Here is a 23,599-nt window from a genome sequence, read left to right on the forward strand (position 1 = left end):
GCATCCGCCCGCGATCAGTCGGCCGGATCGACCACCAGCCCCGTCCCCCCGCCGCGCCGCACCGGCTCGGCCGCGGCGGTCATCGTGCCGTCGGGCGCGACCTCGATCGCGGCGACCGCGCCGATCTGCGCCGCCGACGTGCCGGGCGCCCCGGCGACGGTGAGCGCCTGCCCGTACGGCGCGAGGTCGTCGGCGTAGGCGTCGATGAACGCCTGCTCGGCCAGCGTGGTGGCGCCGTTCCGCTGGGTCGCCCGCGGTGCGGCCACGGCCTCCGGGAGTGGCATCCCGAGGTCGATGCGGTTCAGCAGCACCTGCGCGACCGTGGTGATGATCGTCGAGCCGCCCGGCGAGCCGACCACGTAGCGCGCCTCGCCGTCGTCGACGACGATCGTGGGCGACATCGACGACCGCGGACGCTTGCCGGGGCCGATGTGGTTCGGGTCGGTCGGGTCGTACACGGTCGAGAAGTCGGTCAGCTCGTTGTTCAGCAGGAACCCGCGCCCGGGCACGGTGATGCCGGAGCCGCCGGTCTGCTCGATGGTGAGGGTGTAGGCGACGGCGTTGCCCCACCGGTCGACGACCGACAGGTGCGTCGTCGAGAGGTTCTCGGTGTCGCCGTCCTCGGCGACCGCGGCGGCCGCGCAGCCCGAGGCGTCGAGCGGGGCCGCAGCGACCGGCTTCGGCGAGGCCTGGTCGGGGTCGATGGTGCACCACCGCGCATCGGCGAAGTCCTGGCTGAGGAGCACGTCGGTCGGCACGTCGACGAACGCGGGGTCGCCGACGTACGCGCCGCGATCGGCGAAGGCCCGGGCGGTCGCCTCGAAGAACAGGTGGTGCGTCTGCCCCGGGTCGGCGGCGTCGAAGGCGTGGTTCTCGAGGATGTTCAGGGACTCGCCCACGGTCGTGCCGCCCGACGACGACGGCGCCATGCCGTAGACGTCGAGGCCGCGGTACTCGACGTGCGTCGGCTCCTGGAGGAGCGCCTCGTAGCCCGCGAGGTCGGCGAGGGTCATCGACCCGGCCGGGGCGGGCAACGTCGACGCGGAGTCCTTGGGCGGGTCCTGCACGACGTCGACGATCTCGGCCGCCAGCTTGCCGGTGTAGAGCTCGTCGGCGCCCTTGGCCGAGAGCTGCTGGAGGGTCTTCGCGAGGTCGGGGTTGCGGAAGGTCGTGCCGACCGCGGGCGGCTGGCCGCCGGGGAGGAAGAGGGCCGCGGTGGCGGGGAACGCCGCGAACCGCGCCTGGTTCTCCTGTGTCTGCAGCCGGAACGTCGCGTCGACGGTGAAGCCCTCGCGCGCCAGCCGGATCGACGGCTTCAGCGCCTGCTTCAGCGTCGTCGTGCCCCACTCGTCGAGCGCGGTCTCCCAGGTCGCCGCGGTGCCCGGCACGCCGACGGCGACGCCTGATGAAACGAGTTGCGGCGAGAACGGGTACGGCTGCCCCGTGGCCGGATCGATGAACGCGTCGTGCTGGATGCCGGCGGGCGCGGTCTCGCGGCCGTCGATCGTGTGCACGGTGCCGGTCGCGGCGTCGAAGTAGACGAAGTAGCCGCCGCCGCCGATGCCGGCGCTGTACGGCTCGGTGACGCCGAGGGCCGCCGCCGTCGCGACCGCCGCGTCGACCGCGTTGCCGCCGTCGGCGAGCACCCGGAGTCCGATCGCGCTCGCGTCGGCGTCGACGGATGCCACGGCGCCGCCGGTGCCGACCGAGGTCGGCGTGGGTGGCGGAGAGCCCGGCGATGGGCGGCCGGTCGAGGCCCACGCCCCGGTCGCAGCGGATGCCCCGGCCGTGACGGGTGCGCCGGCGGTCGGCGCGGCCGTGGCCGGTGCGCCGACGGCGACGAGGCCGGCCGCGGCGGCCGCCGCGATCGAGAACGTGAACGCATGACGTGCAGCGAGCTTGCGCATGGGATCCCCCTCGAACCGATGGTCGATCCGGCCACGCTACGGCGGGGCATCCGTTCGCGCGAGGGGTTGTGGCGCCCGCACGGTGGTGGAACGCTACGCCGGCTCGGCGCCGTCCCGCTCGACCGGCACGGCGCCGGCGCGGACCGCGGCGGCCACGCGCGCGACGGTGCGCTCGAGGAGTCGCTCGGTGTGCGGTTCCCCGCTGATGTAGGTGCGGTAGTAGAAGGGCGCCGCGATCAGGCGGGCGAGTTCGCGCGTGTCGACCGGTTCGGCGAGGCCGAGCGCTTCGACCGCGGGGGTCATCAGCACCGAGACCCGTTCGATGCGGCCGGCGATGATGTGCGACAGCATCGCTCGCGCCTCGGGGTCGTGCACGGCGGCCGAGACGAGCGCGTCCATCCACGAGTGGTGCACCGGGTCCTGCGAGAGCGTCAGCACGGCTCGGGCGACCGTGGTCAGGTCGCGTTCGAGGTCGCCGGTCGGTTCGTCGGGCAGCGGCACGGTGCTCTCGTCGACGAGTTCCCGGATGAGCCGGTCGAGCGTGCCCCAGCGTCGGTACAGCGTCGAGAGCGAGACGCCGGAGCGGGCGGCGATCCGGTCGAGGGAGGTGCCGGCGTACCCGGACTCGGCGAGTTCCGCCGTCGCGGCCTCGAACACGGCGGCACGGGTGCGTGCCGTGCGACCCCCGGGTCGCTGGCGTCCCGGCAAATGAGAATCTGATTGCATTAAGACGGGCTCCTCTGCCATGCTCGCGTTAATGCTAATCGGTTCGCGTTAGAAAGGCTCGGCATCATGGCCCTGCGCCCCATCGCCCGGATCCACCACCGCTTCGTCGAGGTCGGCGACGTGCGCGTCGCCTACCGCGAGACGGAGGGCGCCGAGGGGGTGCCGCTGCTCCTCCTCCACGGGTTCCCGTCGGGTTCGCACCAGTACCGGCGGCTCCTCGACGTGTTCGGCGCGGAGCGCCGCCTTATCGCGCCCGACCTCGCCGGGTTCGGACGCACCGAGACGCCCGACGGATTCGCGTTCACGTTCGACGCGCTCGCCGACGTGATCGAGGGGTTCGTCGACGCGCTCGGGCTCGACCGGTTCGCGCTGTACGTCTTCGACTTCGGCGGCCCGGTCGGCATGCGCCTCGCGGAGTGCCGCCCCGACGCCATCGCCGGCCTCGTCGTGCAGAACGCGAACGCGTACCTCGAGGGGCTCTCGCCGCTGGCCGAGGCCACCGTCGCGGAGCGCGCCGACGTGCCCGGCGCCGCCGACCGGCTCCGCGGCCTCCTCACCCTCGAGGTCACGCGCGGCCAGTACGAGGGCGGCACAGCCGACGAGACGCTCGTCTCGCCCGACGGCTGGACGCTCGACCAGCACTACCTCGACCTGCCCGGCCGCGACCTCGCGCAGCTCGCGCTCGCGATGGACTACCACTCCAACGTCGAGCGGTACCCCGCCTGGCAGCAATGGCTGCGCGACCACCGGCCGCCGACCCTCGTGCTCTGGGGCATCCACGACGCGTTCTTCCCGCCCGCCGGCGCCGAGGCCTACCGGCGCGACCTGCCCGATGCCGAGGTCGTCCTGCTCGACACCGGCCACTTCGCGCTCGAGGAGCGGCTCGACGAGGCCGCCCCGCACCTCGACGCGTTCCTGCAGCGGCTCGACGCGGGAGAGCGATCGGATGCCCCGCCCCGATCGGATGCCCCGCCGCGATCAGGTGCCCCGGAGGAGCCGGCCGCCGCGCTCCGCATCGCCGTGGTCGGCGCCCGCGGCACCCTCGGCCGGTTCGTCGTGGCCGAGGCGCGCGAACGCGGCCACGAGGTGACCGAGCTCACGCGCAGCGATGCCGACGCGACCGACCCCGAGGAGCTCGCCGCCGCGGTCGCCGGACACGACGCGGTCGTCGCCTCGGTGAAGGGGCCCGACCAGGTCGTGCCGCGCGCGGCACGTGCCCTGCTGGCGGCCCTGCCCGTCGCCGGCGTGGAGCGACTCGTGTTCCTGGGCGGCGGGGGCAGCCTCGAGTACGAGCCCGGCCGCCGCTTCGTGGACTCGCCCGACTTCCCCGCCGCGTACTTCGAGACCGCGCGCGACCAGGGCGCGGCGCTGCAGGTGCTGAGCGGTGCGCAGACCCCGGTGCGCTGGTCGTACGTCAGCCCGCCGCCGGTGCACCTCGTGCCGGGCGAGAAGACGGGCGCCTACCGGGCCGAGGCGCGCGACACCCCGCTCACCGACGCCGACGGCGTCAGCCGCATCACGGTCGGCGACTACGCGGCCGCCGTGGTCGACGAGGTCGAGCGCGGGGCGTTCGCGGGCCGGCGGTTCACGGTCGCGTATTGACCGTCGCGGACCGAGCGGGGGTGGCGGGTCAGTGCCCGTCGCCCGCGCTCGGCGGCAGCTTGCAGTAGTCGTAGAAGTACCGCGTCGGGGCGTCCTCGTCGGTGGCGTCGACGATCACGTCGCCGCCGGCGTGCGGCAGCTCGTCGCCGGCGAGGGTCCAGACGCGGAAGTGCCAGAGCCCGTGCGCGGAGCCGTCGAGCACGCCGCGGCCGTCGACGACGAGCACGGTGTCGGGGTCCTCGGCGCCGGCGAGCTCGCCCTTCCGGAACGGCTCGATCGTGTCGGCGCGGAGCGCCGCCTCGCCGGCGTCGCCGAGCGACACCCGGAACGCCGGCTGGCCCTTGGCGCGGAGCCGGTCGGCGAGGTCGTCGGCCCAGCGCTCGGCCTGCTCGGCCGACAGGCTGTCGACGGCGAACAGGCGCCGGCCCGATCGGGAGTTGTGGAGGAACTCGTCGACGATCGAGTCCAGTTGCGCGCGTCGCGCGTCGGTCAGCGTCACCTCGCCCATGGGCCCAAGGCTACGCCCGCGCGGATGCCTCGGGGCGGGGCATCCGCTCGTGGGCGGCGGGCTCTGCGGGGTCGGCGGGGTCGGCGGCGGGCGCGCCGGCAGGTGCGGCGGCCTCGGGCCGGCCCGCCGCGCTCGCGACCGCGATCAGCGGCCGCCCGGTGAGCGGATGCGCGATGACCTCGGCCCGCACGCCGTACACGTCGTGGACGAGGTCGGCCGTGAGCACGTCGCCGGGCGCGCCGGCGGTCACGACCCGCCCCGCGGCGAGCACGACGACGTGGTCGGCGTAGGCCGCCGCATGCGACAGGTCGTGCAGCGCCGCGACGACGGTGAGGCCGCCCCGGGCGAGGCCGGCGAGCAGGTCGAGCGCCACGAACTGGGCGCCGAGGTCGAGGTGGTTGGTCGGCTCGTCGGCGAGGAGCAGGGTCGGCTCCTGCGCGATCGCACGCGCGAGGGTGACCCGCTGCCGTTCGCCGCCCGACAGCGAGTCGAGCGTGCGACCGGCGAATGCCGAGGCGCCCACCGCATCCAGGGCGTCGGCCACGACCGCGCGGTCGTGCGCGCCCGCGACGCCGAACGCGCCGAGGTGCGGCGTGCGGCCGAGCGCGACGGATGCCCCGACCGTGAGCCGTCCGTCGACCTCCGCCTGCTGTTCGGCGAGGGCGACCACCCGGGCACGCTCGCGCCGCCGCATCCCGTCGAGCGAGCGGCCGTCGAGGCGCAGTTCGCCCGCGTCCGCGCGCTCGACCGCGGCGATGAGGTGGAGCAGCGTCGACTTGCCGGCGCCGTTCGGGCCGACGAGCGCGGTGAGGGCGCCGCGGGGCAGCGTCGCGTCGACGCCGTCGATGATCGTGCGGCCGGCGCGGTCGAAGCGCACCCGGGACAGGTCGAGGCTCATGCCGCGCTCCGTCCCCGCAGCAGCAGCCACGCGAACACCGGGCCGCCGACCAGCGCCGTGAGGATGCCGACGGGCAGCTCGCGCGGGTCGAACAGCGTGCGCGCGCCCGTGTCGGCCCACACCAGGAAGATGGCGCCGGAGAGCGCCGACAGCGGGAGCAGCGACCGGTGCCCGGGACCGGTCACGAGTCGCACGGCGTGGGGGAGCACGAGGCCGACGAACCCGATCGACCCGCTCACGGCGACGAGCGCGCCGGTGAGGAGGGCCGTGCCGCCGAGCAGCAGCACCCGCGTGCGGGCGACGTGCACGCCGAGCGCGGCGGCGCCGGTCTCGCCGATCGCGAAGGCGTCGAGCGTGCGGGCGCTCGCGACGAGCGGCAGGCCGACCGCGAGCAGCGCGACCCCGCTGATCGTGACCGACGTCCAGTCGGTGCCTGCGAGCGAGCCGAGCAGCCAGTTGAGGATCTCGCGGTAGCTGTCGCCGGTCGCGCTCCAGAAGATGACGAGGCTCGTGATCGCGCCGAACACGCTCGACACGGCGATGCCCGCGAGCACGGTGGTGGTCGGATCGAGCCTCGCGCCCCGGCCCGCGCGGGCGCTCGCGGCCATCGCGATGACGAGCGTCGCGAGGAGCGCCGCGAGCGCGCCGGCGAACGCGGCGAGCGGCAGCAGGAGCCCGACGCCGAGCACGATGACGAGGACGGCGCCGACGGAGGCGCCCGAGGACAGGCCGAGGAGGTAGGGATCGGCGAGCGGGTTGCGGGTCACCGCCTGCATGACCGCCCCGCAGAGCGCGAGCCCGGCACCGACGACGGCGGCCGTGAGCACTCGGGGCATCCGCAGTTCCCAGACGATCGCGTCGTCGAGGCGCGAGAGCGTGGGCTCGCCCATCCCGAGGTGCGCGCCGATGCTGGCCAGCACGTCGGCGGGCGAGAGGCCGGCCGGGCCGATCGTGACCGCGACGACGATCGACGCCGCGAGCAGCACCACGCCGAGGCATCCGATGATGATCGCGCGGCCGCCGCCGCGTGCCCTGCCCGACCCGCCGCCCACCGGCGCGGACGCGAATCGTCGCTCCGGAGCTCCGGAAGCGGCGATTCGCGTCCGCGCGGCGGGATCCGCGGCCATCAGCCGATCGCCGCCAGCTGGTCGACGAGCGACTGCACGGCCGACACGTTGCGCACGCCGGCCTCGGTCGCGGGGAAGTCGACGATGAGGAACCGCTCCTGCTGCACCGCGGGGAGCGCGGCCGTCGCCGCGTTCTGCTGCAGGAGTTCGATCTTCGAGGCGGCGGTGTTCCACGGCGCGTCGACGAGCACGATCACGTCGGGGTTCGCGGCGACGATCGCCTCCCAGCCCATCGCCGTCCAGGTGTCGTGCACGTCGGCGGCGACGTTCTCGAGGCCGGCGGCGTCGAGGATCATCTGCGGCGCCCCGATGCCGGCACCGACATAGGGGGTGTCGTTGCCCGAGCTGTACCAGAGCGCGGTCAGCCCGCGGTCGTCGGGCTCGATCGCGTCGAGCGCGGACTGCTGCGCGGCGACGAGGTCGGACGCGGCATCCGGCACGTCGAAGATGGCGCCCGCCTCCTCGAACTCGCGGAAGACCTCGTCGAAGGTGAGCGGGTCGGGCATGTACCCGGCGGCCTTGCAGGCCGCGGGTGCGACGTACGTGCCGACGCCGAGCTTGCCGAGCAGGCCCCGATCGCCTGCACCGTCGGCGGTGAGGTTCGACTCCCAGCCGGCGAAGACGAGGTCGGGCTCCAGGGCGAGCGTCGCCTCCTGCGAGGGCACCTTGTCGCTCACGACCGGGATGCCGGATGCGTCGCCCGCGGGGTCGTCGGTCGCGGCGCCGATGATGGCGTCGGGAACGGGCCCGTCGGTGAACGCGCTGCCGACGACCCGGTCGGCGAGGCCGAGGGCGACGAGCAGTTCGAGGGTGGACGACTTCACGGTGACGACGCGCTCGGGCGCGCGGTCGAACGTCACCTCGGTGCCGCAGTTGTCGATGGTCAGGGGGTAGGCGGATGCCTCGGCCGCCGCCGCGCCGTCGCCGTCGCCTCCCGTCGGCTGGGACGACCCGGCGGGCGCCGCGCAGCCGGCGAGGGCGAGCACGAGGAGCGGGACGGCGGCGAACGGCGCGAAGCGACGGGGGGACTGCGGGGAACGCGAGGGCATGGGATCTCCGGGCACGGTGGAAGACGGTGAGTTCGGTGCAACCGACGGAAGTCGGGGACTCACGGCCCACAGCCCGGGCCATGCCAACCGGTCACAGCAGACCGGCGGTCGGGGAGAGTCTACCGGCGGGGCCGCGGGCCGGGGAGTGCTCCCCATCGCCACGTGCGTGGCCGGTTCCGTAGGGTCGACCGTGATTCGGCGGCACGGTGCCGCTGGGAAGGACACCCGCATGCCCATCCGCACCCGTCGCCACAAGCTCGCCCTCGCGTTCGCGGCGCTCTCGCTCGCCGCGGCCGGAACCGTCGGCGCGGTCGGCGCCGCCCCGGCACCGGCCGAGGCCGCCGGCCGCTGCGTGGACTACAACTACTCGCAGGGCGGCTACTCCAGCTGCATCGGGACCATCCAGCAGTTGCTCAACTACCACCGCATCCCGCAGGCGAGCCGGTACCACCAGCCGATCGGCTCCTACACCGGCCTGGCCGTGGACAACGCGTTCGGGCCGGCGACGAAGAGCGCCGTCGTCGCGTTCCAGCGCTACTGGGGCCTGTCGGTCGACGGCATCGTCGGCCCGCAGTCGTGGAGCTACCTCTGCTCGCCCATGAAGGGCCCGGGTCCGGTCCCCGGCTACCCGTACACCGCGGCACGCGCCGCCGGCTGTGCCGTCTGACGTCGCGGCGCCCTGAGCACGCTGGGGCCGCGGATGCGCGATGCGCTCAGCGGCCCCGGTCGGCTCGAAGCTCGCGGGCGAGGTCGAACGCCTCGCCCGCGAGCGCGGCCGACGTGTCGAGGTCGCGCATCCAGAGCGGCACCGCGCGGGCGGCGAACCCGTGGGCGCGGAGGCCCTCGACTTCGGCCGCATCCTCCTCGGCCACGAGCCAGCCGTCGAGCAGGCCGCCGGCCGAGCGGGCACCGTAGTGGCGGGCCACGGCCGCGGCGTCCGTCTCGACGCCGATGGCCGAGAGGCAGGCATCGGCCATGCCCCGCACGACGGCGCCGCCGATGATCGGCGAGACACCGACCACGGGCGCGGACGTCGCCGCGAGCGCCTCGCGGATGCCGGGGATCGTGAGGATCGTGCCGATCGAGACGACCGGGTTCGACGGCGCGACCAGCACCACGTCGGCGTCGGCGATCGCCTCGGCGACGCCGGGCGCCGGGCGGGCGACGTCGAGGTTCCGCTGCCGGAACTCGAGGGCGGGCAGGCTCGCCCGGTAGCGGGTCCACCACTCCTGGAAGTGCAGTTCGACGGTCGGGGCATCCGATGCGCCCGCGGCATCCGGATCTTGCACCAGCACGTGCGTGTCGACCTCGGTGTCGGTCGCGGGCCGGAGGCGCACGCCGAGGGGCCAGCGGCCCTGCAGGCGCTCCCCGACCTGCGTGGGCGTGAGGCCGTCGCGCAACCAGGAGGTGCGCGCGAGGTGCGTGCCGAGGTCGAGGTCGCCGAGGGTGAACCACGGCCAGCCGACGCCCCACTCGCTGAGTTCGGCCGCGACCCGCTCGGTCTCGCCGGCACGCCCCCAGCCGCGCTCGGTGTCGTTCACGCCCGCGAGCGCGTACAGCAGCGAGTCGAAGTCGGGCATGAGGCGCACGCCGGCGAGCCAGAGGTCGTCGCCGGTGTTCACGATCACGTCGACGGCGGATGCCTCGCTCCCGCCCTGCCCGTCGGGCCAGCGGCGCCGGGCCTCCTCGCGCACGCCGCGCACGAAACGCGCCCCGCCGACTCCGCCCGCCAGCACCGTGATCCGCATCCGACCAGCGTAGGCGGGCGGCGTGACGGTCTCGCCCACGCCTGCCCCTCGAACTGGGGTCATGGCAACGGCGACGAATCCTCGACTTCGCTTGCGGAGGCATCCGCGCCGCTGGTTGCCTGTGAAGGGGACGAAGTCGTCCGCGTCCGGAACCGGGGGGTACGGAACATGGCGGATCAGGTCGCCGTCGGCGCTGGGGGAACGCGGCCGAGGCGCGGGATGCGCGTGCTCGCCATCGGGGCGAGTGTCGCGGTGTTCGCGGCCCTCGTCACCGCGACGGCCGCGAGTGCGGCCGCGCCCAGCTTCGTCGATCCGCCGACCCGGTTGTACATGGCGCCGGCGGGCAGCCTGCCCGTCTCCATCCCCGACGGATTCCCGACCGTCATCCCCGAGGGGGAGCTGGTCTTCGACGGCGGCACCGACCTCATCTCGCAGGACCTCCGGAAGATCGAGGTCGAGTCGGGCGAACAGGGCTGCGCGATGGCCGCACCCGACTGGAACCAGGGCGGATGCACGGCGGTGCAGCTCTCGGTCGCCTACGGCACGCTCACGTTCGACCCCCTGCCGACGCAGGAGGACGACGGCGACAGCGACCTCGACGTGCTGAAGTTCCCCGGCGGCGCGCTCGAGCGAGACAAGCACGAGGCATCCGAGCTCCCCGCGAAGGCAGTGGCGGTGATCGGCACGACCGAGCAGGTGAACGCCGCGCTCGCGACCCTCGTCTACGTTCCCGACACCGACTCGGACGACGACGGTACCGCCGACGACCCGTACTACTACAACGGCTCCAACGCCGAGACGCTCCTCGTGACGCTCGGACCCGGCGACCCCGCGCTCGGCGGTCCCGTCAGCATCGACGTGCAGATCCGGGTGCAGCGGATCAACGAGTTCCCCGAGGTGACCGTGCCCGACCAGGTCTTCCAGGTGCCGTCGGGCGGCACCGGATACCTCGGCGACGCCGGTGACGACACCGGCCAACCCGACGAGCTGGACTGGAACGTCGTCGACGAGGACAACGACGAGCAGGACGACAACGACACCATCGACGGCCCCGGCGACGAATGGCTGCTCATCGCGTGGGCCGACTGCGGCACGTTCGCGATGCCCGCGTCGCCGTTCGCGGTCTACGACGACCTCGAGCAGCTCTTCGGCGACGCCCTCGACCTCGGGGTCGCGCCCGACCCGGTGACCGAGCCCGACGCGTACGCCGAGTACCAGACGAACAAGACCGCCCTCATCGACGCCGCCATGGCGGCGCTGCCCGACGAGGTCAAGAACCTGCCGTTCGCGACCGGCAATCCGAGCGACCCCCACAACGCGTTCGCCGGCGTGGTCAGCGGCCTCAACGCGATCGACTCGCTCAACTACGTGCTCGACAACGTCGAGTTCCAGGCGACGGGGCTCGCGGACGTCACCTGCACCGTCCGATTCCTGGTCAGCGACCTCGGCAACAACGGCCTGCCCGTGCAGTACCTCGGCGACCCGCCGTACGGCATCCAGGTGCCGTTCTTCGGGTTCGACCTCGACACAAACGACTTCCCGACGGTCGAGAAGGTCGTCGTCGAAGTGGGCGACGGGACCATGATCGAGGTCTCGCTGCCGACGGATGTCTCGGTGCCCGAGGGCGGGGCGACCACGGTCCCGCTCGCGGTGTCGCCGGCGACCCACCCGGCGTTCGACGTCACGATCTCCACGACCGCGGTGCCGCCGACGAGCGCGGCCGACTTCACGCCCATCGGGGCGCAGACGTTCACCGTGCCGGAGGACGCCGTCTCCATCGACATCCCGGTGGATGCCCTGCAGGACGGCGACCTCGATCCCGGCGAGACCTACACGGTGACGATCGACGGGTTCCCGCCGAACCCGCCCTTCCCGCCCGGGTTCGACGCCGCGATCACCGACGGCACGGCCACGGTGACGATCATCGACGACGAGGTGCCCGACGAGCTGCTCGAACTCTCGCTGCCGACGGATGTCTCGGTCGCGGAGGGCGCGTCGACGACGGTGCCGCTCGTGGTGTCGCCGGCGACGCATCCGGCGTTCTCGGTGACGGTGTCGACGGAGGTCGTGGCGCCGACGAGTGCCGCCGACTTCACGCCGATCGCGTCGGTCGCCTTCCCGGTGCCGGCGGATGCCGCGTCGATCGACATCCCGGTGGATGCCCTGCAGGACATGGATCTCGATCCCGGTGAGACGTACCGGGTGGTGATCGACGGCGTCCCGGCCGATCCGCCCGGGTTCGACGTGGCGATCACCGACGGGACGGCCACGGTGACGATCATCGACGACGAGCTCGAGGACGTGACGCCGCCGACGGTGACGATCGAGCAGGCTGTGGGGCAGGTGGATCCGACGGGGACGTCGCCGATCTCGTTCGAGGTGGAGTTCAGCGAGTCGGTGACCGGGTTCAGTGCCGCTGACGTGGTGCTCTCGGGGTCGGCGAACCCGACGACGGCCGCGGTGTCGGGTTCGGGTGCGTCGTACACGGTGCAGGTGTCCGGGATGTCGGCGAACGGCTTGGTCGTGGCGGAGGTCGTCGCGGCGGCGGCGGAGGATGCCGCTGGGAACCTGTCGACGGCGTCGACCTCGGCGGACAACGAGGTGACGTTCACGGGGGTGGACGAGGACGCTCCGACGGTGACGATCGAACAGGGTGCTGGCCAGGCGGACCCGACCGGGGCGTCGCCGATCGAGTTCGAGGTGGAGTTCAGCGAACCGGTGACCGGGTTCGACAACGCCGATGTCGTGCTGTCGGGCACTGCGAACCCGACGACGGCGGCGGTGTCGGGGTCGGGCACGTCGTACACGGTCGAGGTGTCGGGGATGTCGGCGAACGGCTTGGTCGTGGCGGAGGTCGTCGCGGCTTCGGCGGAGGATGCGGCGGGGAACCTGTCGACGGCGTCGACGTCGGTGGACAACGAGGTGACGTTCACGGGCGTGGACGAGGACGCTCCGACGGTGACGATCGAGCAGGGTGCGGGCCAGGCCGACCCGACCGGGGTGTCGCCGATCGAGTTCGAGGTGGAGTTCAGCGAGGCCGTGACCGGCTTCGACAACGCGGACGTCGTGCTCTCCGGCACCGCCAACCCGACGACGGCCGCGGTGTCGGGTTCGGGTGCGTCGTACACGGTCGAGGTGTCGGGCATGTCGCAGGACGGCCTCGTGGTCGCCGAGGTCGTCGCCGCCGCGGCGGAGGATGCGGCGGGCAACCTGTCCCTGGCGTCGACGTCGCTCGACAACCAGGTGACGTTCGACTTCGACGACGGCGACGTGACGGCGCCGACGGTCACCATCGAGCAGGGTGCGGGCCAGGCGGACCCGACGGATCAGACGCCGATCGTGTTCGAGGTGGAGTTCAGCGAACCGGTGACCGGGTTCGGTGCCGCGGACGTGATCCTCGCCGCGTCGACGGCGCCGGGCGCCCTCGTCGCCGCCGTCTCGGGCGCCGGAGCGAGCTACACGGTCGAGGTGACGGGTATGACCGGCGACGGCGACGTGATCGCCTCGATCGGCGCGGGCGCCGCGGAGGATGCCTCGGGCAACCTCTCCGAGGCGTCGACGTCGGTCGACAACACCGTCGCGTTCTCGCTCGTCGCCGGACCCGACCCGCTCAGCATCACCGCGCCCGACGACATCGTGGTCGACGCGCCTCCCGGCGAGCCCGGTGTCAACGTGTCGTACCCCGCGCCGACGGTGTCGGGCGGCGTGCCGCCGGTGACCGTCACCTGCGACGCCCCGTCGGGCGGGTTCTTCCCGATCGGCGTCACCACGGTGACGTGCACGGCGCAGGACTCGGCACCCGAGGAGCAGATCGTGCTGTTCGCCCTCGTGTCCGACTCGTTCACCATCACCGTCAACGAGACGACGGAGCCGAACCAGCCGGGCGGACCGGGCAACCCCGGCGGCGGTTCCGGCTCGGGCGGCTCGGGCACGAGCGGCTCCGGCGGCTCCGGCGGCATCGCCTCCACCGGCGTCGACGGCCAGGCGGCGCTCATCGCGGCGCTCGCCCTGCTCCTCGCCGGCGCCATGGCACTGCGGTTCGGGGCCCGGCGGCGCGGGGCATCCGAACGGGGCTGACCAGACGACTGGGCGAGGAGGCCCTACCGGCCGATCGACAGGCCTGCGCGCACGAGTTGCGGCACCGAGGCATCCGGCAGGTATGCACGCACCAGGGCGATGCCGATGCGGGCCAGGTCGGCCTCGTCGCTGTACAGGAGGTACATCGGCTCCGGGCGCGGGTTGAACTTCTGCTTGAAGCGGTGCAGCGAGCGGAAGCCGTACGCGGGCTCGAGGATGCCGCCGAGCCGGTCGAGGATGGCCTCGATCTGGCCCTCCTCCTCGGTCTCCGCCGAGTGGGCGAGCGGAGCGCCCGACAGCGAGACGAACTCCGCGCCCTCGTCCCGGAACGCCAGCGCCGAGGCGCCGATGAGGAACTCCATCACCGGCGGGAACGATCCGTCGTCGCGTCGGCGCATCAGGTCGAGCGTCCAGCCGCGCGGCGCGCCGCCCGGCGCGTAGACCGGCAGCCAGCTGAGGAAGCCCTGCACGACGCCGTCGGCCGTCTCCGCGACCGCGAGCCGCACGGCCGGGTCGAGCGCCTCGTCGAGGGAGCCGAGCGTGAACCGCATCTCGGGCAGCCCCTTGTCGCCGACCCACTGCTCGGAGATCGCGGTGACCTGCGCGCGTACCGCGAGCGACTCCCTGGCGAGCGAGGTGAGCCGGAACCGGACGCCCTCGCGTTCGGCGCGGTTCATCGCGCCGCGCACGGCGGCCCACCGCTTGCCGGTGAACTCGAGGCCGGGGAGGTCCATGATCGTGTCCTCCGCCACCTGGAGGGAGCGCCAGCCGGGCGGCATGCCCGCGACGGATGCCTCGCTCGCGCCGAAGACGCTGACGACGAACCCGGCGTGCTCTGCGGTGTCGACGAACTCGCGCAGGGTCTCGGCGACCCGGTCGGGCGGGGCGATCGGATCGCCGAGCACGAGCGCGACGCCCTGGTGGAGCTGGTACGCGACCACCGTGCCGGGGTCGGAGCCGAAGTAGTGCCGGTTGTCGCGCCAGGTCGCCATCCACGACAGCACGCCGCCGCCGTCGCGGCGGATCACGTCGCGGGTCTCGTCGAGACGGGCGCCGGGGCGATCGGCACCGCGGTCGCCCGGAAGCCGCCGCCGCAGCCTCGCGCGGAACGCCCGGTGGCAGACGAGCAGCCAGCCGAGCATGACGGTCCAGAGGAACCCGGTGGCCGCGGCGAACGCGAGCCCCTCCCGGTCGTCGTACTCGCCCGGCGTGCCGAACAGCTCCGGGTGGGCGATGAGGAAGACGGCCAGCGCGCCCAGCAGCACGTTGAGCGCCACGAGGACGACGGCGATCACCCAGGTGACCCGGGACCCGCGCCGGAGGCCGGCGATGAGGAGGATCACGATCAGCAGGTCGAACCCGACGTCGATCACGTCGATGCCGCCGGCGTCGGTCAGGCCGAACGGGCCCGCCGTCGGCACGAGCGAGGCGATGAGCTCGATCGCGACGAGCCCGACGATCGCGGCGACGGCGACGAACCGCTGCTCGCGCACGGTGGGCTTCGTGAAGGAGCCGACGTTGATCAGCAGGACCATGCCCACGGCGACGGCGTGGATGACGTCGGCGATCGACCCGAGGAACAGCAGGCTCACGAGCGCGTACTCGGTGAGGACGAGGAGGCTGCGGCCGCGCCACGGTGAGGGCAGGCTCGCGCACGCCGCGGTGAGGCACGCGAACACGCCGCCGGACGGGCCGACGTCGAGCTGCGTGACGAGTGTCTGCGCCCAGTACGACCCCATCTCGGCGAACCCGGCGATGACGATCGCGGCGCCGACGACCGAGAAGACCTGGCCGCCGACGAAATAGGCGGCCGCGCGGGCGGTGCCGCGGCGGAGTTCGAGCCACCCGACGCCGAGCGGAACGAGCACCGCGAGCACGAGGTAGCCCCACGGCGCGGTGACGAGGAAGGTGCCGGTGATCGTCGTCCACCAGCGCGAGTCGGCGAAGGACGGCACGCCGTACGCGAAGGTCTCGTACCAGTCGGCCTCCGTGGCCGGCGAGGTCAGGGTGCCGGTGAGGATGCCGACGAGGAGCAGCGCGGCCAGGAGCGAGATCGTGAACGGCACGCGGCCGACGAACGCGGCGGCGTGCCTCACCCGCGAGGGCGGGGCGACCCGAGCGGATGGCTCGTGCGAGCGTGTTGCGGCATCGGTCGTCGTCATGCGAACCCTCCCCGTCCCTGCGGGCAGGCTAGCGCAGGACCCGGTGGCCGAGTCGGGCGGCACACCCTCGGTGCGGCGGCAGGAGCTCGTGCCGCCTCACCGACCGAGTGCCGCCGCAACTCCCCGCCGGCCCCGGGGTCACGCCCAGCGCTGCTCGAGCGAGTGCACGCCCGGCGGGGTGGGCAGCGCCGCCGCGGCGAGCGCGGCCGCCACGTCGGGGGCCCCGTCGCGCACGAGCCCGACCGTGACGCGGACGAAGTGGCGGCCCGGGGCATCCGTCGCGAAGAACGGGCCGCCGGGCGCGACGCGGATGCCCGCCGCCGCCAGCTGCACGAGCGCGGAGCGTTCGTCGTGCACGGGCAGCCACGTGTTGATGCCGTCGGAGCGGGAGGGCTCGACGCCCCAGGTCGCGAGCGCGGTCGCGAGCGCGCGCTGCCGCGAGAAGTAGCGGCGGCGCGCCTCGGCGACCTCGTCGATCGACTGGCCGTCGGTGAGCAGGTCGACGAGGATCCGCTGGAGCATCCGCGACGTCCACCCGGGCCCGAGCATCCGCCGTGCGACCACGCGGTCGACGATGGCGGAGGGGCCGCCGAGGGCGGCGATGCGCAGGTCGGGCCCGTGCGACTTCGAGAAGCTGCGCACGTGCACGACGCGGTCGGGGATCCAGCGGCCGAGGCTGACGTCGCCGGCGGTGGAGATCTGGCCCGAGTGGTCGTCCTCGATGACGACGAGGTCGGCGCCGTTGCGGTGGTCGCGGATGACCCGGGCGAGCGCCTCGGCGCGGGCGACCGAGAGCGAGACGCCGGTCGGGTTCTGCGCCCGCGGTTGCAGCAGGAACGCGCTCGGGCGCGCGTCGAGCGCGGCGCGCAGCGACTCGGGGGTGACGCCGCCCTCGTCGAGCTCGACCGGTACGCGCTCGGCGCCGAGCGCGTCGAGCAGGTCGAAGAACGGCGGGAACCCGGGGTTCTCGACGGCGACGCGGTCGCCGAAGCGCACGACGGTCTCGAGGGTGCGCGACACGGCGTCGAGCGCGCCGTCGACGACGGTGATCGACTCGACCGGGTTCGGCCAGGCGTCGCGCAGCACCCGCTCGAGCTCGGGCAGCACGGGCAGGTCGTGGTAGCTCGGGGTGTCGGCGCTGGCCGACACCCGGGCGAGGGCGCGCGAGAGGTCGGGCAGCAGCGTCGGGTCGGGCGTGCCCCGCGAGAGGTCCAGGCGGGCGTCGCCGAGGTACCCGGCGAGGCCCTGCGTGCGCGGCGGCAGCCACGTGGTGTCGCGGCGGCGCACGAACGATCCGGCGCGGCCGCGCGACTCGAGTAGCCCCGCCCGGCCGAGGGCCTGCCACGCCTGGCTGACGGTCGCCGGGCTGACGCCGAGCTGGCCGGCGAGGGCGCGCACGGTCGGCAGCCGGTCGCCCGGCGCCAGCTCGCCGCTCGTGATCAGGCGCGCGACACCGGCCGCGATGTCGCTCGGCGACGATCCGTCGATCTCCACGAATCCAGCGTGCACGGCTCTTGCCTCCCCCCGCTGCGAAGCCCACAATGACTTACACGTACGTCACAGAGCGAAACACAAGGGAAATGTTCACGCCGAACAATAACAGAACGGGTCGGATGGCCCGTCCCAACGTTCTCGGCACCACCGCTCGGCGTCACGTCAGACCCCGGTAGGCAGAGCTCCACGCCCACCGCGGACGGCAATGACGCCGACCCGAAAGCAGGAGGCAGTATGACGATCGTCCGAGCGGCCATCACGCAGACGACCTGGACCGGCGACAAGGAGTCGATGCTCGACAAGCACGAGCAGTTCGCCCGAGACGCCAAGGCGCAGGGCGCCCAGGTGATCTGCTTCCAGGAGCTGTTCTACGGACCGTACTTCGGCATCACCGAGGACGTGAAGTACTACGACTACGCCGAGCCGGCCGACGGCCCGATCGTGCAGCGCTTCGCCGCGCTCGCGAAGGAGCTCGGCATGGTCATGGTGCTCCCCATCTACGAGGAGGAGCAGCCGGGCGTCTACTACAACACCGCGGTCGTGGTCGACGCCGACGGCACCATCCTCGGCTCATACCGCAAGCACCACATCCCGAACCTCGACAAGTTCTGGGAGAAGTTCTACTTCCGCCCCGGCAACCTCGGCTACCCGGTGTTCCAGACCGCCGTCGGCCCGATCGGCGTCTACATCTGCTACGACCGGCACTTCCCCGAGGGGTGGCGCGAGCTCGGCCTCAACGGCGCGCAGATCGTGTTCAACCCGAACGCCACGAAGCCCGGCCTCTCGAACCGCCTGTGGGAGATCGAGCAGCCGGCCGCGGCCGCCGCGAACGGCTACTTCGTCGCCGCCGCGAACCGGGTCGGCCTCGAGGACAACGAGTACGGCGACCTCGCCGTGAACTTCTACGGCAAGAGCCAGTTCGTCAACCCGCAGGGCGTCATCGTCGGCGAGTACGGCTCGGAGACCGAGGAGGAGGTCGTCGTGCGCGACCTCGACATGGACATGATCCGCGACGTGCGCAACGCCTGGCAGTTCTACCGCGACCGCCGGCCCGACTCGTACACCTCCATCCCGAAGCCGTGAGGAGCTGAACCCCCATGACCACCACCCTCATCTCCGGCGGCACCGTCGTCAGCGCCACCGGCCGCACCGAGGCCGACGTCCTCGTCGACGGCGAGCGCATCGTCGCCGTGCTCGCACCCGGCAGCGAACTGCTCGGCACGGATGTCTCGGCGAGCGTCGACCGCGTCATCGACGCGACCGGCAAGTACGTGATCCCCGGCGGCATCGACGCGCACACGCACATGCAGCTGCCGTTCGGCGGCACCGAGGCATCCGACACGTTCGAGACCGGAACGCGGGCCGCCGCGCACGGCGGCACGACCTCGATCATCGACTTCGCCGTGCAGACCTACGGGCAGCGCATCGAAGACGGGCTCGCCGCCTGGCACGAGAAGGCCGCCGGCAACTGCGCCATCGACTACGGGTTCCACCAGATCGTCGGCGACGTGAACGCCGACTCGCTGGCTGCGATGCGGCGCCTGCCCGACGAGGGCATCTCGAGCTTCAAGCTGTTCATGGCCTACCCCGGCGTCTTCTACTCCGACGACGCGCAGATCCTGAAGGCCATGCAGGTCTCCCGCGACACGGGCCTGATGACGATGATGCACGCCGAGAACGGGCCGGCGATCGACGTGCTCGCCCAGCAGCTCGTCGACGCCGGCAACACCGACCCGTACTACCACGGCATCGCCCGCGCCTGGGAGATGGAGGAGGAGGCCACGCACCGCGCGATCATGCTCGCGAAGCTCACCGGCGCCCCGCTCTACGTGGTGCACGTCTCGGCGAAGCAGGCGGTCGAGCAGCTCGCCTGGGCGCGCGACAAGGGGCAGAACGTGTTCGGCGAGACCTGCCCGCAGTACCTCTACCTCTCGCTCGAGGACCAGCTCGGGGCATCCAGCGACCAGTGGGGTGCGTTCGAGGGCGCGAAGTGGGTGTGCTCGACGCCGCTGCGGAGCCGCGCCGAGGGGCACCAGCACTCGATGTGGCAGGCACTGCGCACGAACGACCTCCAGATGGTCTCGACCGACCACTGCCCGTTCTGCATGAAGGACCAGAAGGAGCTCGGGCTCGGCGACTTCCGCAAGATCCCGAACGGCATCGGCTCGATCGAGCACCGCATGGACCTCATGTACCAGGGCGTCGTCACCGGCGAGATCACCCTCGAGCGCTGGGTCGAGCTGACGAGCACCACGCCGGCGCGCATGTTCGGGCTGTACGGCCGCAAGGGCGTCATCCAGCCCGGCGCCGACGCCGACATCGTCGTCTACGACCCGAACGGCCACACGTCGATCGGTCTCGACAAGACCCACCACATGAACATGGACTACTCGGCGTGGGAGGGGTACGAGATCGACGGGCACGTCGACACCGTGCTCTCGCGGGGCAAGGTCGTCGTCGACGGCGACGAGTACGTCGGCGCCAAGGGCGACGGGAAGTTCCTGAAGCGCGGCCTGTCGCAGTACCTGATCTGAGAGGGAACCACATGGACTTCGGAGTCGTCCTCCAGACCAACCCGCCGGCCTCGCGCACGGTGCACCTGGCCAAGCTCGCCGAGCAGTTCGGCTTCAGCCACGTGTGGACGTTCGATTCGCACCTCCTCTGGGAGGAGCCGTACGTCATCCACTCGCAGATCCTCGCGGAGACGAAGCGGATCACCGTCGGCCCGTTCGTCACGAACCCGGCGACCCGCGACTGGACCGTCACCGCGAGCGTCTTCGCCACGCTGAACGAGATGTACGGCAACCGCACGATCTGCGGCATCGGCCGCGGCGACTCGGCGGTGCGGGTCACGAACGGCAGGCCGACCACGATGGCCGAGCTGCGGGAGTCGATCCACGTCATCCGCGAGCTCGCGAACTCGCGGGCGGTCGAGTACAAGGGCTCGACCCTGCAGTTCCCATGGTCGAAGGGCTCCGAGCTCGAGGTGTGGGTCGCGGCCTACGGACCGATGGCCCTGAAGCTCACCGGCGAGGTGGGCGACGGGTTCATCCTCCAGCTCGCCGACGTCGACATCGCCGCGTGGATGATCAAGACGGTCCGCGACGCCGCCGAGGCGGCCGGGCGCGACCCGATGTCGATCAAGTTCTGCGTCGCGGCGCCGATGTACATCGGCGACGACTGGGGCCACATGCGCGACCAGACCCGATGGTTCGGCGGCATGGTCGGCAACCACGTCGCCGACATCGTCGCGAAGTACGGCGCCCACGGCACCGTGCCCGACGCCCTGACCGACTACATCCGCGGCCGCCAGGGGTACGACTACAACACGCACGGCAAGGCCGACAACGACCACGTCGACTTCGTGCCCGACGAGATCGTCGAGCGCTTCTGCATCCTGGGGTCCGCCGACCAGCACATCCAGAAGCTGAAGCAGCTCGCCGACCTCGGCGTCGACCAGTTCGCCGGCTACCTCCAGCACGACAACAAGGAGGAGACGCTGCGCGTCTACGGCGAGACGGTCATCCCGGCGATGACCGAGCACATCACGGCGAAGGCATGACGACGGCGGCGACCCGACGCTCGCGCCGCTGGCGCGCGGTGCTCTGGGGTGCGGTGGGCGTGCTCGCGCTCGCCGCGCTCTGGGAGCTGTACAAGCTCGTCGGGCCGGCCGACGGATGGCTCATCGGCGCGCAGGAGGGCGTGACCGGCAGCGGCATCCGCCTGCTGCCGCGCACGAGCGACCAGGCCATGCCGCACACGTGGGAGATGTTCGCCCGCATCGTCGACCCGGTGACGCGCGCCCCCGGCGCGCTGCCGCTCGGCGTGGTCGTGCTGCTGGCGGCGCTCGTCAGCCTGGGGGTCGCGGCCCTCGGATGGCTCGTGGGCGTCGTCGTCGGCTTCGCGCTCGCGCTGCTCATGCTGGGGTTCCGCATCGCGGAGCGCGCGGTGCTGCCGTTCGTCATCCTCAGCCAGACGGTGCCGCTCATCGCGCTGGCCCCGCTCATCCGCAACTGGGGGTCGCGGCTGTCGTTCGGCGACTTCTCCTGGGAGAGCTGGATGTCGGTCGTGATCATCGCGAGCTACCTCGCGTTCTTCCCCGTCGCGGTCGGGGCGCTGCGCGGCCTGCAGAGCCCGGAGGCCGCGCACCTCGACCTGATGCGCAGCTACGCCGCCGGATGGTGGACGACCCTGTTCCGCCTCCGCCTGCCGGCGAGCGTGCCGTTCCTCATCCCCGCGCTCCGGCTCGCGGCCGCGAACGCGGTCGTCGGCACCGTCGTCGCGGAGATCTCGGTCGGGTTCACCGGCGGCATCGGCCGGCTCATCCTCGAGACCGCCGTGGCCGCGTCGAGCGACCCGGCCAAGCCCTGGGCCCCGATCCTCGGTGCGGTGCTGCTCGGCCTCGTCGCCGCCGGGTTCGTCGCCCTCCTCGCCGCCTTCCTCAGTCCGTTCCGCCGACAGGAGACCGTCGCATGACCGCCAGCGCCCCGATCGCCGCCCCCGATCCGGCACCCGCCGTCGACGCCGCGGAGGCCGTCGTCGTCCGTGCCGTCGAGCGGATCTTCGTCGGCGCGAAGGGGGCGGAGGTCACCGCGCTCACCGGCATCGACCTCACCGTGCACGCGGGCGAGTTCGTCTCGCTCATCGGCCCGTCGGGGTGCGGCAAGTCGACGTTGCTGCGGCTCATCGCCGACCTCGACGAGCCGACGGCCGGCGACATCCGCGTGTTCGGGAAGTCGGCGCGCCAGGCGCGCATCGACCAGGCCTACGGCATCGCCTTCCAGCAGGCCGGCCTCCTGCCGTGGCGGTCGGTCGCGGCCAACGTCGAGCTGCCCCTGCAGCTGCACGGCATGGCGAAGGCCGAGCGCCGCGCCCGCGTCGCCGAGCTGCTCGAGCTCGTGAGCCTCTCCGACTTCGCCGGGCACTACCCCGACCAGCTCTCCGGCGGCATGCAGCAGCGCGTCGCGATCGCCCGGTCGCTCGCCGAGCGCCCGAAGCTGCTGCTCATGGACGAGCCGTTCGGCGCACTCGACGAGATGACCCGGGAGCGGATGCAGACCGAGCTCCTGCGCATCCGCGCCGAGACCGGCGCCGCCGTCGTGTTCGTCACGCACTCCATCCCCGAGGCCGTGTACCTCTCCGACCGGGTGGTCGTCATGTCGCCCCGACCCGGCCGGATCACCGCCGAGATCGACGTGCGACTCGGCGACGCGGCCGACCGCGGCGAGGACCTCCGCGAGGATGCCGCGTTCTTCGCCGGCGTCACCGCGGTGCGCGAGGCGCTGCACGGGCCGCAGGCGACGCCCGCCACGGGGTCGGCGCGAGGGGTGGACGTGCGATGAGCGGACTGCCCGACGCGGCGATCGCGACCCAGCTCGCCCCGCCGCCCGCACCCGAGGCCGCACGGCGCCGGCGCGGGGCATCCGGTGGCCGCTGGCGTGCGTTCGCCCGCCTCGTGGTGCCGCCCGTGCTGCTCTTCCTCGTGCTCGTCGCCCTCGTGCAGCTGCTCGTCGTGTCGCTCGGCATCCCGCCGTTCGTGCTCGCGAGCCCGACCGCGATCCTCGAGCAGCTCGTGCAGTACGCCCCGCAGATCCTCGCCGCGACCGCGTCGACCGGGCTGAACGCCCTCATCGGCCTCGCGATCGGCGCCGTCCTCGGCGTCGTGCTCGCCGTCGTCGCCTCGTTCGCCAAGGCGATCGACGGCATGCTCGCCCCGATCGTCGCGGCGGTCGCGGTCGTGCCGATCGTCGCGCTCGCGCCGGTGCTGTACACGATGTTCGGGTCCACGTCGGAGGTGGCGCGCATCCTCATCGCATCGCTGGCGGTGTTCGTGCCGATCTTCCTCAACACGCTCCGCGGCCTCCGCCAGGTGCGACCCGTGCACCGCGACCTCATGCGCTCCTACGCGGCCAGCCCGCAGCAGGAGACGTGGGCGGTGACCGTGCCCTCGGCGCTGCCGCACTTCTTCACGGGCCTGCGCATCGCGTCGTCGCTCGCCGTGATCTCGGCGCTCGTCGCCGAGTACTTCGGCGGGCCGCGCCAGGGCCTCGGCTCGGCGATCACGACCGCCGCCGCGTCGAGCGCGTACGCCCGGGCCTGGGCGTTCGTCATCGGCGCCATCCTGCTCGGCCTCGTCTTCTTCGCCCTCACCAGCCTGCTCGAGAGGATCGCCTCCCGACACCGCTGACCCAGTCCACGCCGGCCGACGACGCCCGGTCCACGCCCCCGGCCCCGGCCGGTCGGATCGCACCACGCACCACGCATCGCACCAGCACACGCACCACGAATCCGCATCACACCG

18 protein-coding genes are annotated in these 23,599 nt (G+C 72.9%); 9 read left to right on the forward strand and 9 right to left on the reverse strand.

Going from position 1 to position 23,599, the window contains the following annotated elements; all coding sequences use genetic code 11:
- Nucleotides 1-14: 14 nt before the first annotated feature.
- Nucleotides 15-1,907 (reverse strand): gamma-glutamyltransferase, encoded by a 1,893-nt coding sequence (gene ggt, locus ACGGZK_RS05150; protein ID WP_395245190.1) that lies wholly within the window; start codon nt 1,905-1,907, stop codon nt 15-17.
- A gap of 93 nt (nt 1,908-2,000) precedes the next feature.
- On the reverse strand, nt 2,001-2,564 hold the full coding sequence (locus tag ACGGZK_RS05155; protein ID WP_395245191.1) for a TetR/AcrR family transcriptional regulator: 564 nt from the start codon (nt 2,562-2,564) through the stop codon (nt 2,001-2,003).
- Nucleotides 2,565-2,699: 135 nt separating this feature from the next.
- Here ACGGZK_RS05155 and ACGGZK_RS05160 point away from each other — a divergent pair, with 135 nt between their 5' ends.
- Complete coding sequence (locus ACGGZK_RS05160; RefSeq protein ID WP_395245192.1) at nt 2,700-4,235, forward strand: alpha/beta fold hydrolase; 1,536 nt, start codon at nt 2,700-2,702, stop codon at nt 4,233-4,235.
- A gap of 28 nt (nt 4,236-4,263) precedes the next feature.
- On the opposite strand, the gene ACGGZK_RS05165 is transcribed toward ACGGZK_RS05160, so the two are convergent.
- From ACGGZK_RS05165 to ACGGZK_RS05180, 4 genes are all read right to left on the reverse strand, one after another.
- A complete protein-coding gene (locus ACGGZK_RS05165) occupies nt 4,264-4,743 on the reverse strand; it encodes a hypothetical protein (RefSeq protein WP_395245193.1) in 480 nt (159 codons plus the stop codon).
- A 10-nt stretch (nt 4,744-4,753) separates the two neighbouring features.
- Entirely contained in the window at nt 4,754-5,641 is an 888-nt protein-coding gene (locus ACGGZK_RS05170) for an ABC transporter ATP-binding protein (RefSeq protein WP_395245194.1), read from the reverse strand.
- Nucleotides 5,638-6,693 carry a putative F420-0 ABC transporter permease subunit gene (locus ACGGZK_RS05175; protein WP_395245195.1) on the reverse strand — a complete coding sequence of 352 codons (1,056 nt, stop codon included), beginning with the start codon at nt 6,691-6,693 and terminating at the stop codon, nt 5,638-5,640. The genes ACGGZK_RS05170 and ACGGZK_RS05175 overlap by 4 nt, the downstream gene beginning before the upstream one ends.
- Nucleotides 6,694-6,767: 74 nt before the next feature.
- A complete protein-coding gene (locus tag ACGGZK_RS05180) occupies nt 6,768-7,817 on the reverse strand; it encodes a putative F420-0 ABC transporter substrate-binding protein (protein ID WP_395245196.1) in 1,050 nt (349 codons plus the stop codon).
- A 229-nt stretch (nt 7,818-8,046) separates the two neighbouring features.
- On the opposite strand from ACGGZK_RS05180, the gene ACGGZK_RS05185 reads away from it, so the two are divergent.
- A complete protein-coding gene (locus ACGGZK_RS05185; RefSeq protein WP_395245197.1) occupies nt 8,047-8,484 on the forward strand; it encodes a peptidoglycan-binding protein in 438 nt (145 codons plus the stop codon).
- Between the two features lie 46 nt (nt 8,485-8,530).
- Here ACGGZK_RS05185 and cofD read toward each other — a convergent pair whose 3' ends face one another.
- Nucleotides 8,531-9,565, reverse strand: coding sequence for a 2-phospho-L-lactate transferase (cofD, locus tag ACGGZK_RS05190; protein WP_395245198.1), 1,035 nt, complete (start codon nt 9,563-9,565; stop codon nt 8,531-8,533).
- A 219-nt stretch (nt 9,566-9,784) separates the two neighbouring features.
- Here cofD and ACGGZK_RS05195 point away from each other — a divergent pair, with 219 nt between their 5' ends.
- Nucleotides 9,785-13,642 (forward strand): HYR domain-containing protein, encoded by a 3,858-nt coding sequence (locus ACGGZK_RS05195; RefSeq protein WP_395245199.1) that lies wholly within the window; start codon nt 9,785-9,787, stop codon nt 13,640-13,642.
- A gap of 23 nt (nt 13,643-13,665) precedes the next feature.
- Here the strand turns inward: ACGGZK_RS05195 and ACGGZK_RS05200 are convergent, their stop codons facing one another.
- Together ACGGZK_RS05200 and ACGGZK_RS05205 are read right to left on the reverse strand one after the other, a co-directional pair.
- A complete protein-coding gene (locus tag ACGGZK_RS05200) occupies nt 13,666-15,804 on the reverse strand; it encodes a bifunctional lysylphosphatidylglycerol flippase/synthetase MprF (protein WP_395245200.1) in 2,139 nt (712 codons plus the stop codon).
- Between the two features lie 138 nt (nt 15,805-15,942).
- A complete protein-coding gene (locus ACGGZK_RS05205; protein WP_395245201.1) occupies nt 15,943-17,313 on the reverse strand; it encodes a PLP-dependent aminotransferase family protein in 1,371 nt (456 codons plus the stop codon).
- Nucleotides 17,314-17,532: 219 nt separating this feature from the next.
- On the opposite strand from ACGGZK_RS05205, the gene ACGGZK_RS05210 reads away from it, so the two are divergent.
- Genes ACGGZK_RS05210 through ACGGZK_RS05235 form a run of 6 tightly spaced genes read left to right on the forward strand, consistent with a single transcriptional unit; the run spans nt 17,533 to nt 23,485 of the window.
- On the forward strand, nt 17,533-18,381 hold the full coding sequence (locus ACGGZK_RS05210) for a nitrilase-related carbon-nitrogen hydrolase (RefSeq protein ID WP_395245202.1): 849 nt from the start codon (nt 17,533-17,535) through the stop codon (nt 18,379-18,381).
- Nucleotides 18,382-18,395: 14 nt separating this feature from the next.
- Nucleotides 18,396-19,832 (forward strand): dihydropyrimidinase, encoded by a 1,437-nt coding sequence (gene hydA / locus ACGGZK_RS05215; RefSeq protein ID WP_395245203.1) that lies wholly within the window; start codon nt 18,396-18,398, stop codon nt 19,830-19,832.
- Nucleotides 19,833-19,843: 11 nt separating this feature from the next.
- A complete protein-coding gene (locus tag ACGGZK_RS05220; protein ID WP_395245204.1) occupies nt 19,844-20,860 on the forward strand; it encodes a TIGR03842 family LLM class F420-dependent oxidoreductase in 1,017 nt (338 codons plus the stop codon).
- Nucleotides 20,857-21,774 carry an ABC transporter permease gene (locus ACGGZK_RS05225; protein ID WP_395245205.1) on the forward strand — a complete coding sequence of 306 codons (918 nt, stop codon included), beginning with the start codon at nt 20,857-20,859 and terminating at the stop codon, nt 21,772-21,774. Before ACGGZK_RS05220 ends, ACGGZK_RS05225 begins: the two co-directional genes overlap by 4 nt.
- On the forward strand, nt 21,771-22,640 hold the full coding sequence (locus ACGGZK_RS05230; RefSeq protein ID WP_395245206.1) for an ABC transporter ATP-binding protein: 870 nt from the start codon (nt 21,771-21,773) through the stop codon (nt 22,638-22,640). The genes ACGGZK_RS05225 and ACGGZK_RS05230 overlap by 4 nt, the downstream gene beginning before the upstream one ends.
- A complete protein-coding gene (locus ACGGZK_RS05235; RefSeq protein ID WP_395245207.1) occupies nt 22,637-23,485 on the forward strand; it encodes an ABC transporter permease in 849 nt (282 codons plus the stop codon). The genes ACGGZK_RS05230 and ACGGZK_RS05235 overlap by 4 nt, the downstream gene beginning before the upstream one ends.
- Nucleotides 23,486-23,599: the final 114 nt, after the last annotated feature.

Source organism: Agromyces sp. MMS24-K17, assembly GCF_043950245.1.
In the GTDB taxonomy this organism is placed as follows: domain Bacteria; phylum Actinomycetota; class Actinomycetes; order Actinomycetales; family Microbacteriaceae; genus Agromyces.

Bases quoted from the DNA above. Each gene is read 5' to 3' on its own strand.
- ggt (WP_395245190.1), bottom strand. From the start codon at position 1,907: ATGCGCAAGCTCGCTGCACGTCATGCGTTCACGTTCTCGATCGCGGCG.
- ACGGZK_RS05160 (WP_395245192.1), top strand. From the start codon at position 2,700: ATGGCCCTGCGCCCCATCGCCCGGATCCACCACCGCTTCGTCGAGGTC.
- ACGGZK_RS05165 (WP_395245193.1), bottom strand. From the start codon at position 4,743: ATGGGCGAGGTGACGCTGACCGACGCGCGACGCGCGCAACTGGACTCG.
- ACGGZK_RS05170 (WP_395245194.1), bottom strand. From the start codon at position 5,641: ATGAGCCTCGACCTGTCCCGGGTGCGCTTCGACCGCGCCGGCCGCACG.
- ACGGZK_RS05180 (WP_395245196.1), bottom strand. From the start codon at position 7,817: ATGCCCTCGCGTTCCCCGCAGTCCCCCCGTCGCTTCGCGCCGTTCGCC.
- ACGGZK_RS05185 (WP_395245197.1), top strand. From the start codon at position 8,047: ATGCCCATCCGCACCCGTCGCCACAAGCTCGCCCTCGCGTTCGCGGCG.
- cofD (WP_395245198.1), bottom strand. From the start codon at position 9,565: ATGCGGATCACGGTGCTGGCGGGCGGAGTCGGCGGGGCGCGTTTCGTG.
- ACGGZK_RS05195 (WP_395245199.1), top strand. From the start codon at position 9,785: ATGCGCGTGCTCGCCATCGGGGCGAGTGTCGCGGTGTTCGCGGCCCTC.
- ACGGZK_RS05200 (WP_395245200.1), bottom strand. From the start codon at position 15,804: ATGACGACGACCGATGCCGCAACACGCTCGCACGAGCCATCCGCTCGG.
- ACGGZK_RS05210 (WP_395245202.1), top strand. From the start codon at position 17,533: ATGACGATCGTCCGAGCGGCCATCACGCAGACGACCTGGACCGGCGAC.
- hydA (WP_395245203.1), top strand. From the start codon at position 18,396: ATGACCACCACCCTCATCTCCGGCGGCACCGTCGTCAGCGCCACCGGC.
- ACGGZK_RS05220 (WP_395245204.1), top strand. From the start codon at position 19,844: ATGGACTTCGGAGTCGTCCTCCAGACCAACCCGCCGGCCTCGCGCACG.
- ACGGZK_RS05225 (WP_395245205.1), top strand. From the start codon at position 20,857: ATGACGACGGCGGCGACCCGACGCTCGCGCCGCTGGCGCGCGGTGCTC.
- ACGGZK_RS05230 (WP_395245206.1), top strand. From the start codon at position 21,771: ATGACCGCCAGCGCCCCGATCGCCGCCCCCGATCCGGCACCCGCCGTC.
- ACGGZK_RS05235 (WP_395245207.1), top strand. From the start codon at position 22,637: ATGAGCGGACTGCCCGACGCGGCGATCGCGACCCAGCTCGCCCCGCCG.